This is a genomic window from Pseudomonas sp. GD04058, assembly GCF_029836855.1.
Classification (GTDB): Bacteria; Pseudomonadota; Gammaproteobacteria; order Pseudomonadales; family Pseudomonadaceae; genus Aquipseudomonas; species Aquipseudomonas bharatica.
On the sequence record NZ_JAOECN010000001.1, the window covers coordinates 253,195 to 266,239 of the forward strand.

A 13,045-nucleotide genomic window follows, 5' to 3' on the forward strand; every position below is an offset into this window, starting at 1 on the left:
AAGAGGCGGGCCGCCGGCTCAAGCGCGATCAGCGATCACTTGTTGGCGTGATAGTCCGCGTCGGCCTTCTCGAAGCGCGCCACCATGGTGGACGACGCCCGGCCCATGCTGCTCACCAGCACGATGGCGAGGGTGGCGAAGATGAAGCCCGGGATGATCTCGTACAGGCTGGTGCCCGAATAGTTCTTCCACAGGATCACGGTCAGCGCGCCAACCACGATACCGGCCAGTGCGCCATTGCGGGTCATGCCTTTCCACAGCACGGAAAGCAGCACTACCGGACCGAAGGCGGCGCCGAAGCCGGCCCAGGCGTAGGCCACCAGGCCCAGCACGCGGTTGTCCGGATTGGCAGCCAGGGCGATGGCGATCAGCGCAACGGCCAGGACCATCAGGCGACCAATCCAGACCAGTTCCCCCTGCGAAGCTTTCGGACGCAGGAAGGTCTTGTAGAAGTCTTCGGTCAGGGCACTGGAGCAGACCAGCAGTTGGCAGCTCAAGGTACTCATGACCGCTGCCAGGATGGCCGACAGCAAGACACCGGCGACCCATGGGTTGAACAGGATCTTGGCCAACTCGATGAACACGCGCTCGTGGTTCTCGGTGACAGGGCCGGCCACTTCCGGGTGCGCCGAGAAGTAGGCGATACCGAAGAAGCCCACGGCGCAGGTACCGGCCAGGCACAGGATCATCCAGGTCATGGAGATGCGACGGGCATTGGCGATCGACTTCACCGAATCAGCCGCCATGAAACGCGCGAGGATGTGCGGCTGGCCGAAGTAGCCCAGGCCCCAGCCCATCAGCGAGATGATGCCGATGAAGCTGGCATTGCGGAACATGTCGAAGTTGGCCGGATTCTGCGCCTCGATGGCGAGGAAGGTGGTGTCCACGCCGCCGGTGGCGAGCAGCACGAAGATCGGCGTCAGCAGCAGGGCGAAGATCATCAGGCCGGCCTGCACGGTATCCGTCCAGCTAACCGCAAGGAAGCCGCCGACGAAGGTGTAGGCAATGGTCGCTGCGGCACCGGCCCACAGGGCGGTCTCGTAGGACATGCCGAAGGTGCTTTCGAACAGGCGGGCACCGGCGACGATGCCGGACGCGCAATAGATGGTGAAGAACACCAGGATCACCACTGCAGAGATGATCCGCAGCAGGCCGCTCTGGTCTTCGAAACGACTGGCGAAATAGTCCGGCAGGGTCAGCGCATCGCCGTTGTGCTCGGTCTGCACGCGCAGGCGGCCGGCAACGAACAGCCAGTTCAGGTAGGCACCCACGGTCAGGCCGATGGCGATCCAGGCTTCCGAAAGGCCCGACATGTAAATGGCGCCCGGCAGGCCCATCAGCAGCCAGCCGCTCATGTCCGAGGCGCCGGCGGAAAGTGCGGTCACCACGCTGCCGAGGCTACGGCCGCCGAGAATGTAGTCGGAAAGGTTCTTGGTGGAGCGATAGGCCATGAAGCCGATCAGCACCATTGCCGCGATGTAGATCACGAAGGTAATCGTGATGGGATTGCTTGCTGTCATGTATTGCGCCCTGGCGTTTGTTTTTATGTAGCAACAACCCTCGTGGGGTTGCACCCAGGCGGCGAACCCTATGTCACAACGCAAATTCGGTGCAACCTTTTTTACAAAGCTAGTTGCACCCTGTATGAAATTTTCCACTAAAGCGCCTTCTTGCTCCTTTTCGGCGCAAAAAACACCTTTTTCATAAGTAAACGCACCACTAAAAGCCGTTTCTGTCGTGGGGTTTTCGGCGGCCGGATGAGTTGCACCACCGTCCGCAAAAAATTGGGTTGCACTAGGTTGCACCCGGAAACGTGCCCGGCTAATCTTGGCGCCAGCTTAGCCACGGCCCAGTGGCAATAACGAGGATAAGAAATGGCGACGACCACCCTTGGGGTCAAACTCGACGACCCTACCCGTGAGCGACTGAAGGCCGCTGCGCAGTCCATCGACCGCACGCCGCACTGGCTCATCAAGCAAGCGATCTTCAACTACCTGGAGAAGCTGGAGGGTGGCGCCACCCTGACCGAGCTCAACGGTCAGGCCGGACATATCGGTGACGACGCGGGCGAAGTACAGCCCGACCACAGCCACCAGTGCTTCCTCGAATTCGCCGAAAGCATCCTGCCGCAATCGGTGCTGCGCGCGGCCATTACCGCCGCCTACCGCCGCCCTGAGCAGGAAGTGGTGCCGATGCTGCTGGAGCAGGCACGCCTGCCGGCCGCCCAGGCCGAAGCCACCAACAAGCTGGCCGCCGGCATCGCGGAAAAATTGCGTAATCAGAAGAGCGCCGGCGGTCGTGCCGGTATCGTCCAGGGCCTGCTGCAGGAATTCTCCCTGTCGTCCCAGGAAGGCGTGGCCCTGATGTGCCTGGCCGAGGCCCTGCTGCGCATCCCCGACAAAGGCACCCGCGACGCCCTGATCCGCGACAAGATCAGCACCGGCAACTGGCAGCCGCACCTGGGCAACAGCCCGTCGCTGTTCGTCAACGCCGCTACCTGGGGCCTGCTGCTGACCGGCAAGCTGGTCAGCACCCATAACGAATCCGGCCTCACCTCGTCCCTCAGCCGTATCATCGGCAAGAGCGGCGAACCGATGATCCGCAAGGGCGTCGATATGGCCATGCGCCTGATGGGCGAGCAGTTCGTCACCGGCGAGACCATCGCCGAGGCCCTGGCCAACGCGAGCAAGTTCGAATCCAAGGGCTTCCGCTATTCCTACGACATGCTCGGCGAAGCCGCATTGACCGAGCACGACGCGCAGAAGTACCTGGCTTCCTACGAGCAGGCCATCCACTCCATTGGCAAGGCCTCCCATGGTCGCGGCATCTATGAAGGCCCGGGCATCTCGATCAAGCTCTCGGCATTGCACCCGCGCTACAGCCGCGCTCAGTACGAGCGGGTGATGGAAGAGCTGTATCCGCGCCTGCTGTCCCTGACCCTGCTGGCCAAGCAATACGACATCGGCCTGAACATCGACGCCGAGGAAGCCGACCGCCTGGAGCTGTCGCTGGACCTGCTCGAACGCCTGTGCTTCGAACCGCAACTGACCGGCTGGAACGGCATCGGCTTCGTCATCCAGGCCTACCAGAAGCGCTGCCCGTATGTGATCGACTACGTCATCGACCTGGCCCGCCGCAGCCGCCATCGCCTGATGATCCGCCTGGTGAAGGGCGCCTACTGGGACAGCGAGATCAAGCGCGCCCAGATCGAGGGCCTGGAAGGTTATCCGGTCTACACCCGCAAGGTGTACACCGACGTGTCCTACATCGCCTGTGCGCGCAAGCTGCTGTCGGTGCCGGAAGCCATCTACCCCCAGTTCGCGACCCACAACGCCCATACCCTGTCGGCCATCTACCATATCGCCGGTCAGAACTACTACCCGGGCCAGTACGAATTCCAGTGCCTGCACGGCATGGGTGAGCCGCTGTACGAACAGGTCGTAGGCAAGGTCGCCGATGGCAAGCTGAACCGTCCGTGCCGGGTGTATGCCCCAGTCGGTACCCATGAAACGCTGCTGGCCTACCTGGTCCGCCGCCTTCTGGAAAACGGTGCCAACACCTCCTTCGTCAACCGTATCGCCGACCACTCGATCTCCATCCAGGAACTGGTCGCCGACCCGGTCGCCACCATCGAGCGCATGGCCACCCAGGAAGGCAACGTCGGCCTGCCCCACCCGCGCATTCCGCTGCCCCGTGACCTGTACGGCAGCGAGCGGGCCAACTCGGCCGGTATCGACATGGCCAACGAACATCGCCTGGCCTCGCTGTCCTGCGCGCTTCTCGCCACCGCGCACTCACCCTGGAAAGCAGAACCGCTGCTGGGCTGCGCGGCCAACCAGGAAGCTGCGGCACCGGTGCTCAATCCGGCGGACCATCGCGATGTGGTCGGCCATGTCCAGGAAGCCACGGTCGCCGACGTCGACAACGCCATCCAGTGCGCGCTGAATGCCGCACCGATCTGGCAGGCCACGCCACCGGCCGAGCGCGCCGCGATCCTCGAACGCGCCGCCGACCTGATGGAAGCCGAGATCCAGCCGCTGATGGGCCTGCTGGTCCGTGAAGCGGGCAAGACCTACGCCAACGCCATTGCCGAAGTCCGTGAAGCGGTCGACTTCCTGCGCTACTACGCGGTGCAGGCACGCAACGACTTCAGCAACGACGCCCACCGCCCATTGGGCCCGGTGGTGTGCATCAGCCCGTGGAACTTCCCGCTGGCGATCTTCAGCGGCCAGGTGGCTGCCGCACTCGCGGCCGGCAACCCGGTACTGGCCAAGCCCGCCGAACAGACCCCGCTGGTAGCGGCCCAGGCCGTGCGCCTGCTGCTCGAGGCCGGTATTCCGGAAGGCGTCGTGCAATTGCTTCCGGGCCGCGGCGAAACCGTCGGCGCCCGCCTGGTCGGCGACGATCGAGTGAAAGGCGTGATGTTCACCGGCTCCACCGAAGTCGCCCGCCTGCTGCAACGCAATATCGCCGGGCGCCTGGATAACCAGGGGCGTCCGATCCCGCTGATCGCCGAGACCGGCGGCCAGAACGCCATGATCGTCGACTCCTCGGCGCTGACCGAGCAGGTGGTGATCGACGTGGTCTCCTCGGCCTTCGACAGTGCCGGCCAGCGTTGCTCGGCCCTGCGTGTGCTGTGCCTGCAGGAAGATTCCGCCGACCGCGTGATCGAAATGCTCAAGGGCGCCATGGCCGAAAGCCGCCTGGGCAACCCGGAGCGCCTGTCGGTGGACATCGGCCCGGTGATCGATGCCGAAGCCAAGGCCGGCATCGAGAAGCACATCCAGGGCATGCGCGAGAAAGGTCGTCCGGTGTATCAGGTGGCCATCGCCGACAGCGCCGAATGCAAGCGCGGCACCTTCGTCATGCCGACCCTGATCGAGCTGGAAAACCTCGACGATCTCAAGCGCGAGATCTTCGGCCCGGTGCTGCACGTACTGCGCTACAACCGCAAGGACCTGGACCAGTTGATCGAGCAGATCAACGCCACCGGCTACGGCCTGACCCTCGGCGTGCACACCCGCATCGACGAGACCATCGCCAAGGTCATCGACAACGTCCATGCCGGTAACGTCTACGTCAACCGCAACATCGTCGGTGCCGTGGTCGGCGTACAGCCGTTCGGCGGCGAGGGCTTGTCCGGTACCGGTCCGAAGGCCGGCGGCCCGTTGTACCTGTACCGCCTGCTGTCGACCCGTCCGGCGGATGCCATCGAGCAGTCGTTCCAGCGTGGCGACGCCGGCAACAAACCGGACAGCCACCTGCGCGAAGTCCTGCTGAAGCCGTTCGAAGCCTTCAAGGCCTGGGCCTCCAGCGCCCAGCACAGCGACCTGGTGCAAACCTGCGAGCAATTCGCCCGCCAGTCCCAGAGCGGCCTCACCCGCCTGCTGGCCGGCCCGACCGGCGAACGCAACAGCTACAGCATCCTGCCGCGCGAGCACGTGCTGTGCCTGGCCGACAGCGAAGCCGACCTGCTGACCCAACTGGCAGCGGTGCTGGCCGTGGGCAGCTCGGCCGTGGTGCTGGAGGGCGAGCCGGGCAAATCGGTGCGTTCGCGCCTGCCGAAGGAAGTCCAGGCGCGGATCAAGCTGGTCAGCGACTGGAACAAGGAAGATGTGCAATTCGACGCCGTCCTGCACCACGGCGACTCCGACCAGTTGCGCGGCATCTGCGAGCAGATCGCCAAGCGTCCGGGCGCGATCGTTGGGGTGCATGGCCTGTCGTCGGGTGAGACTGCGGTAGCGCTGGAGCGCCTGGTGATCGAGCGGGCACTAAGCGTAAACACCGCTGCGGCGGGGGGTAATGCGAGCCTGATGACTATCGGCTGATAGTCGAAAGGAAAAAAGCGGGGCGGGTTTTGCGGACTTCGAGGTTCGCGGAGCCCGCCCCGTTTTGTTTGGTCGATTAAGCGCCGAACAATGCTGCCACCTCAGTAAGCGAGGGAAAACAACAACGCAACCGATATGAAGTACACCATCCAGATGGCAATGCCCAACCCGATCCAACAGTTGTTGGCTGCGCTGAAATGCGCGTTTGATTCTCCTTCCGGATCATCCTCAACGACGTTCACTACTCGCTGGATCTGACAAAGGACCCAAAGGACGGCTAACAACTGCAATACCGTCAGGATCAGGTTTAGCAAGTGCAGATTCGCAATAGTCTTCAACTGTTCCGTAGGTTCGGGGTTCACGAATGATGCGCCTACACTGACAACCAGAATGAGCCACATGCTCGAACTCAGGAATTTAGGCGACCACTCGTATTTGCAAGCTGACTGCATGAGCCTGTGATCGATACGTCGGAGTAACGGCCACACAAAAATCACCGGAATGATGCTGCGAAGCAACGGAATCAGACGCTCTCCCGTGGCATCCCTGTAGGTCGCCCAATTCTGATAGAACCAATACAAAATGTAGAGCCCTGTGGTCAGCATCGTCATATAGATCAGCTTGTTGACCGACACTACATAGAACATTGCCTTGCGCGATGCTTCTTCAGCGGTGACAGGGGTAACAGTCTCACTGGACATAAAAGCTCCTTTGAATTAAAGGCAGCAATCAGACACCCATCATCAAACGATTGATGTCAGGAAAATCCTGACATTCGATCGGAAACTTCGAATAGCTCAAACACGCAAATGCCCCTGGCAGCGCTCCTACAGGCCCCGTACGAAACCCACATCTGCGTTTCAATCCATGCTTCTACCCCACCATCACCCAAACCTATTTCCCTGTGCATCCCCCTCCCCGCCCTCCTAGACTCGCCCCACCCCCGACTCAAGGACCGCCGCCATGACCGAGACCCTGCTCAGCGCCCGCAACCTGGCGTTCGAACTCTATGAAGTGCTGGATGCCGAGGCCCTGACCCGCCGCGAGCGCTTTGCCGAACACAGCCGCGAGACCTTCGACGCCGCGCTGACCACGGCACGCACCATCGCCGAGAAGTACTTCGCCCCGCATAACCGCAAGGGCGACGAGAACGAGCCGCGCTACGAGAACGGCGAGGCGGTGCTGATCCCGGAGGTGAAACCGGCGGTGGATGCCTTCCTCGAAGCCGGCTTCCTGAATGCCAACCGCGACTTCGAGGCGGGTGGCATGCAGTTGCCGACCCTGCTGTCCCAGGCCTGCTTCGCCCATTTCCAGGCCGCCAACGCCGGAACCACGGCCTATCCCTTCCTGACCATGGGCGCCGCCAACCTGATCGAGAGCTTCGGCACCGAGGAACAGAAGCGCCTGTTCCTGCAGCCGATGATCGAGGGCCGCTTCTTCGGCACCATGGCCCTCACAGAACCCCATGCCGGCTCGTCCCTGGCGGACATTCGCACCCGCGCCGAACCCGCCGCCGATGGCAGCTACCGCCTGCGCGGGAACAAGATCTTCATCTCCGGCGGCGACCATCCGCTGTCGGAAAACATCGTGCATATGGTCCTGGCCAAGCTGCCGGATGCGCCGCCTGGCGTGAAGGGCATTTCCCTGTTCATCGTGCCCAAGTTCCTGGTCAACGCCGACGGCAGCCTCGGCCCGCGCAACGATGTGACGCTGGCCGGGCTGTTCCACAAGATGGGCTGGCGCGGCACCACCTCGACCGCGCTGAACTTCGGCGATAACGGCCAATGCGTCGGCTATCTGGTGGGCAAGCCGCACCAGGGCCTGGCCTGCATGTTCCAGATGATGAACGAGGCACGCATCGGTGTCGGCATGGGCGCGGTGATGCTGGGTTACGCCGGCTACCTGTACTCGCTCGACTACGCGCGCCAGCGGCCGCAGGGTCGCCCGCTCGATAACAAGGACCCGTCCACCCCCGCGGTGCCGATCATTGCCCACGCGGATGTGAAGCGCATGCTCCTGGCGCAGAAAGCCTATGTGGAAGGCGCCTTCGACCTGGGCCTATACGCCGCACGGCTGTTCGACGACACGCAAACCGCCGGAACGCCCGAGGCCCGCCAGCAGGCCCACGAACTGCTCGACCTGCTGACGCCCATCGTCAAGTCCTGGCCTTCGGAGTTCTGCCTGAAGGCCAACGAACTGGCGATCCAGATCCTCGGCGGCCATGGCTATACCCGTGAATATCCGGTGGAGCAGTACTACCGCGACAACCGCCTGAACCCGATCCATGAAGGTACCCACGGTATCCAGTCGCTCGACCTGCTCGGGCGCAAGCTGGCGCAGAACGGCGGCGCCGGCCTGAAGCAACTGGTGCGCCTGATTGCCGGGACCTGCGAGCGCGCCCACCAGCACCCGCAACTCGACGCCCTGCGCCAGCCGCTGGAGCAACTGCTGAACCGGCTGCAAGGCGTGACCCTGGGCCTGCTCGGCGATATGGCGACGGGCAAGGTCAACCTGGCCTTGGACAACTCGGCGCTGTACATGAAAGCCTTCGGGCATTGCGTGATCGGCTGGCGCTGGCTGGAACAGGCGATTCGCGCCGAACAGGGCCTGGCCACGGCCAGCGGGGCGGACCACGACTTCTATAAAGGCAAGTTGCAGGCAGCGCGATTCTTCCTCACCTGGGAAGTACCTCCCTGCCATAATGACCTTGCTTTGCTCGAAGCACGTGACGACACCTGCCCGGGCATGCAGGAAGGGTGGTTCTGAAGGAGAGCCGCCTGCACTTCAGGAGCTCTGCGCATGTTCGATTCCACCACGCTGTTGCGTCAGCGCTTCGCCGCGCTGCGCAGCGGCGGCGAGTTTTTCTCCCTGCGCCATGTGCGCCAGTCCAACCAGCACCTGTCAGTGCGCAAGAATGTCGCCGAACCGCCCAGCCTGGGGCGTGACGAAGGCGCCATGCTCACGGTGCGGGTCAGCGGCGTGGAAGCCTACGCGGCCACCGCCGACCTGTCGCAAAGCGGCCTGCAACAGGCGCTGGACCGCGCCGAAGCGCTGGCCCGGCAAATCGCCGCCCACGCCCTGCTGGACCTGCGCGACCAGCCCGTCGCCACGGCCCGCGCCGATTACCTCTCGCCGAACATGGACAGCGCCTTCCCGTCCCTTGCCGAGTGCTTCGAGCTGCTCAACCAGGAATCAGCGTCGGTGCCGGCGGACGAACGCCTGGTGAACTGGCAGGTCAGCCTCGGCCTGAGCACGGTCGAGCAGATCTACCTCAACAGTGCGGGCGCCGAATTGCGCCACGCCCAGCGCCTGGTCTTCCCGGGTTTCGGGGTTACCGCCTTCGACGGTAGCGACAGCCAGACCCGCACCCTGGGCCGGGACAACTTCGGCCAGCAGGGCGGCTTCGACGTGATCCAGCGTTGCGGCTTGCCGGGGGCCGGCAAACGCATCGCCGACGAGGCCCTGCAACTGCTGCTGGCGCCCAATACCCCGAGCGGCCAGCGCGACCTGCTGCTGATGCCGGACCAGATGATGCTGCAGATCCACGAATCCATCGGCCACCCGCTGGAACTGGACCGCATCCTCGGCGATGAGCGCAACTACGCCGGCACCAGCTTCGTCAAGGCCAGCGACTTCGGCCACCTGCAATACGGCTCGAAGCTGCTCAACGTGACCTTCGACCCGCAGATCCGCGAAGAACTGGCCAGCTACAGCCATGACGACGACGGCACCCCGGCGACCAGGCAGTTCCTGATCCGCGATGGCCTGCTGGTACGGCCCTTGGGCGGCGCACTGTCGCAGTTCCGCTCGGGCCTCGACGGCGTCGCCAACAGCCGTGCGTGCAGCTGGAACCGGGCGCCCATCGACCGCATGGCCAACCTCAATGTCGAGCCCGGGGACAAGTCCCTGGAGCAACTGATTGGCGGGATCGAGAAAGGCATCCTGATGCGCACCAACCGCTCCTGGTCCATCGACGATGCGCGCAACAAGTTCCAGTTCGGCTGCGAATGGGGCCAGCTGATCGAGAACGGCGAGCTCAAGGGCGTAGTGAAGAACCCCAACTACCGCGGCATTTCCTCGAACTTCTGGCGCAACCTCAGCGCGGTCGGTGATGCCAGCACCTTCCAGGTCCTCGGTACGCCGAACTGCGGCAAGGGCGAGCCGAACCAGGTGGTGCGGGTCGGCCATGCCTCGCCGGCCTGCGTGTTCAGCCAGATCGACGTATTCGGAGGAGACGCCTGATGGCTGACCATTTCCTGCACGGTTTCAACAGCCTGGTCGACTGGCTGCGCGCCAACGTGCGGCCCCCCGAGCAGTTCACCCTGAGCTATGCCGGCGAGCGTTCGCAGTTCATACGCCTCAACCACGCTAAGGTGCGGCAGGCGGGCGACGTCCAGCAGTCCTCGGCGAGCCTGAAACTGATCGCCGAGGGCCGCCAGGCCGATCTGCGCCTGACCCTCAGCGGCGACCACGAGATCGACTGCCAGCGCCTGGCCGAAGCCCTGGAGCAACTGCGCCAGACGCTGCCGCTGATCCCGCAGGATCCCTACCTGCAACTCAATGAACAGGCCTGGGACAGCCGGCACCAGCAACAGGCGCCGCTGCCGGACAACGCCGAGGTACTGGCCCGGATCGAGGCTGGAGCCGGCGATCTGGATCTGGTCGGCATCCTCGCTGCCGGGCCGATCTGCCGGGGTTTCGCCAGTTCCCATGGGGCATTCGGCTGGCACCAGGCCAATAGCTTCAACTTCGACTGGAGCCTGTTCCACGCCAATGGCCAGGCGGTGAAGGCCAACTACGCGGGCCTGATCTGGGACCCGCAGGAACTGGACCGGCGCCTGGCCCGCGCCCGCGAGCAACTGGAATACCTGGGGCGGCCGCTGAAAACCCTGGCCCCCGGCCAATACCGCGCCTATTTCGCCCCGTCGGCCATGGAAGAGATCGTCGACCTGCTCGGTTGGGGCGGTTTTTCGGCGCAGGCGGTGGCCAACAAGAACTGCCCGCTGCAGCGTCTCTATGCCGGCGAAGCGACCCTCAGCCCGCTGGTCAGCATTGCCGAGCAGGTCAGCGGCTCGATCAGCCCGGCGTTTTCCGGTGAGGGTTATCCGCGCAGCGACCTGCGCCTGATCGACCAGGGGCGGGCGCTGGAGCAACTGACAAGCGCCCGCAGCGCCGCCGAATTCCAGCGGCAGGCCAATGGCGCCGAGGCCTGGGAATCGCCCAGCGCACTGAGCATGGCGGCGGGTGACCTGGCCCAGGCTGATGTACTGAAGGCGCTGGGCACCGGGCTGTACATCAACAACCTCTGGTACCTGAACTACTCCGACCAGCCGGCGGCACGCATGACCGGGCTGACCCGCTTCGCCTGCTTCTGGGTGGAGAACGGCGAGATCCAGGCACCGGTCAGCACCATGCGCTTCGATGACAGCGTCTACAGTCTCCTGGGCTCGCAACTGGAAGCGCTGACCCGGGAACGGGAGATGCTGCTGTCGGCCAGCACCTACGGTCAACGGCAGACCGGATCGAGTCATTTGCCGGGGGCGCTGGTCAAACGGCTTACCCTAACGCTCTGAAAGCACCACCGTCCCAGTGGGAGCTGGCTTGCCAGCGATTTGGCCAGACCTGACAACATCATTGCCAGTGCCGACCCTATCGCTGGCAAGCCAGCTCCCACAGGGACCGCGCATGCAAGGACATTCCATGCCAGACCGTATCGCCCTCGACCCGACCACCGCCCGCTGGATCCCCTGGGTCGTGGCCATCGCCTTCTTCATGCAGTCACTCGACGGCACCATCCTCAACACTGCGCTGCCGGCCATGGCCCGGGACCTGGCGGAGGACCCGCTGCGCATGCAGTCGGTGATCATCGCCTACATGCTCACCGTGGCCCTGCTGATTCCCGCCTCGGGCTGGATCGCCGACCGCTTCGGCACCAAGCACATCTTCTTTGGCGCCATCCTGCTGTTCAGCATCGGCTCCTTGCTCTGCGCCGCAGCCAATACCCTGGGCATGCTGGTCGCTGCGCGGATCATCCAAGGCCTGGGCGGTGCACTGATGCTGCCGGTGGGCCGGCTGGTGGTGCTGCGTGCCTACCCGCGCTCGGAACTGGTACGGATCATGAGCTTCATCACCATTCCCGGCCTGCTCGGCCCGTTGATCGGCCCGACCATGGGCGGCTGGCTGGTGGAGATCCTCAGCTGGCACTGGATCTTCCTGCTCAACCTGCCGGTGGGTGTGCTCGGCTGCTATGCGGTATGGAAGTACATCCCGGACCTGCGCGGCTATTCGCGCACGCGCTTCGACGGCATCGGCTTCGTCCTGTTCGGCGCGGCGATGGTGCTGATCACCATCGCCATGGAGGGCCTGGGCGAACTGCACCTGCCACACCTGCGGGTGATGTTGCTGCTGTTCGCCGGCATGGCCTGCCTGGCCGCCTACTGGCTGCGCGCCGGAAGCATCGAGGCGCCACTGTTCTCGCCCAGCCTGTTCCGCGTGCGCACCTTCTCGGTGGGTATCCTCGGCAACCTGTTCGCCCGCCTTGGCAGCGGCGCCTTGCCCTTCCTCGTGCCACTGCTGTTGCAGGTGGCCCTGGGGTACTCGCCGGCCGAGGCCGGGATGAGCATGATTCCCCTGGCCGCCGCCGCGATGCTCGCCAAGTCCATCGCCCGGCCGCTGATCGAGCGCTTTGGCTACCGCACCATTCTCACCGGCAACACCCTGCTGCTGGGGATCATGCTCGCCAGCCTGGGCCTGGTGAACGAGAACACCCCGCACGCGGTGCTGCTGGTGCAATTGGGGATTCTCGGGGCGATCAACTCGATGCAGTTCACCGCGATGAACACCGTGACCCTGATCGACCTCGACGACGCCAGCGCCAGCAGCGGCAACAGCCTGTTGTCGGTGGTCGCGCAGCTGTCCCTGAGCCTTGGCGTGGCCTGCGCTGGCGCCCTGCTCGGCGGTTTCACCGCAGCGGGCAGCGCCGAAGGCGTGGAAACCACCCTCGGCGCGTTCCAGCTGACCTTCGTCACCATCGGCCTGATGGCCATGCTCGCGGCGGCGATCTTCCTGCAGCTGGCGAAGACCGATGGAAGGCGTGCACCTCGTCAGGAGGCCGACATCGAGCCTTAGGGCGAATGGCCATGAGGCTGGTACACTGCGCGACATTTTGTTTTGCAGGCCCGCCTCGTGACCACCAACGCCACCGCTTTCGCCACCTT

At 64.2% G+C, this 13,045-nt stretch carries 7 protein-coding genes; 5 read left to right on the plus strand and 2 right to left on the minus strand.

The window, feature by feature from the left end:
* Window positions 1–35: 35 nt before the first annotated feature.
* Complete coding sequence (gene putP / locus N7650_RS01080; RefSeq protein WP_279896621.1) at window positions 36–1,520, minus strand: sodium/proline symporter PutP; 1,485 nt, start codon at window positions 1,518–1,520, stop codon at window positions 36–38.
* 354 nt (window positions 1,521–1,874) lie between these two features.
* On the opposite strand from putP, the gene putA reads away from it, so the two are divergent.
* Window positions 1,875–5,828: a trifunctional transcriptional regulator/proline dehydrogenase/L-glutamate gamma-semialdehyde dehydrogenase gene (gene putA, locus N7650_RS01085; RefSeq protein WP_279896623.1), complete on the plus strand. Its 3,954-nt coding sequence runs from the start codon at window positions 1,875–1,877 to the stop codon at window positions 5,826–5,828.
* 101 nt (window positions 5,829–5,929) lie between these two features.
* Here putA and N7650_RS01090 read toward each other — a convergent pair whose 3' ends face one another.
* Window positions 5,930–6,529 carry a hypothetical protein gene (locus N7650_RS01090; RefSeq protein ID WP_279896625.1) on the minus strand — a complete coding sequence of 200 codons (600 nt, stop codon included), beginning with the start codon at window positions 6,527–6,529 and terminating at the stop codon, window positions 5,930–5,932.
* 262 nt (window positions 6,530–6,791) lie between these two features.
* Between N7650_RS01090 and N7650_RS01095 the strand changes: the two genes are divergently transcribed.
* The 4 genes from N7650_RS01095 (at window position 6,792) to mdtD (ending at window position 12,956) form a co-directional block, all read left to right on the plus strand.
* Entirely contained in the window at window positions 6,792–8,594 is a 1,803-nt protein-coding gene (locus N7650_RS01095) for an acyl-CoA dehydrogenase (RefSeq protein ID WP_279896627.1), read from the plus strand.
* Window positions 8,595–8,627: 33 nt separating this feature from the next.
* A complete protein-coding gene (locus tag N7650_RS01100; protein ID WP_279896629.1) occupies window positions 8,628–10,070 on the plus strand; it encodes a TldD/PmbA family protein in 1,443 nt (480 codons plus the stop codon).
* Window positions 10,070–11,401, plus strand: a complete 1,332-nt coding sequence (locus N7650_RS01105; RefSeq protein WP_279896631.1) for a TldD/PmbA family protein — start codon at window positions 10,070–10,072, stop codon at window positions 11,399–11,401. Before N7650_RS01100 ends, N7650_RS01105 begins: the two co-directional genes overlap by 1 nt.
* 127 nt (window positions 11,402–11,528) lie before the next feature.
* The gene (gene mdtD, locus N7650_RS01110) at window positions 11,529–12,956 is read left to right on the plus strand and encodes a multidrug transporter subunit MdtD (RefSeq protein ID WP_279896632.1); all 1,428 of its coding nucleotides are present in this window, start codon (window positions 11,529–11,531) and stop codon (window positions 12,954–12,956) included.
* The last annotated feature ends 89 nt before the right edge of the window (window positions 12,957–13,045 follow it).

Coding starts and splice junctions, on each gene's coding strand:
- mdtD (WP_279896632.1), top strand. CDS start 11,529: ATGCCAGACCGTATCGCCCTCGACCCGACCACCGCCCGCTGGATCCCC.
- N7650_RS01090 (WP_279896625.1), bottom strand. CDS start 6,529: ATGTCCAGTGAGACTGTTACCCCTGTCACCGCTGAAGAAGCATCGCGC.
- N7650_RS01095 (WP_279896627.1), top strand. CDS start 6,792: ATGACCGAGACCCTGCTCAGCGCCCGCAACCTGGCGTTCGAACTCTAT.
- N7650_RS01105 (WP_279896631.1), top strand. CDS start 10,070: ATGGCTGACCATTTCCTGCACGGTTTCAACAGCCTGGTCGACTGGCTG.
- putA (WP_279896623.1), top strand. CDS start 1,875: ATGGCGACGACCACCCTTGGGGTCAAACTCGACGACCCTACCCGTGAG.
- putP (WP_279896621.1), bottom strand. CDS start 1,520: ATGACAGCAAGCAATCCCATCACGATTACCTTCGTGATCTACATCGCG.
- N7650_RS01100 (WP_279896629.1), top strand. CDS start 8,628: ATGTTCGATTCCACCACGCTGTTGCGTCAGCGCTTCGCCGCGCTGCGC.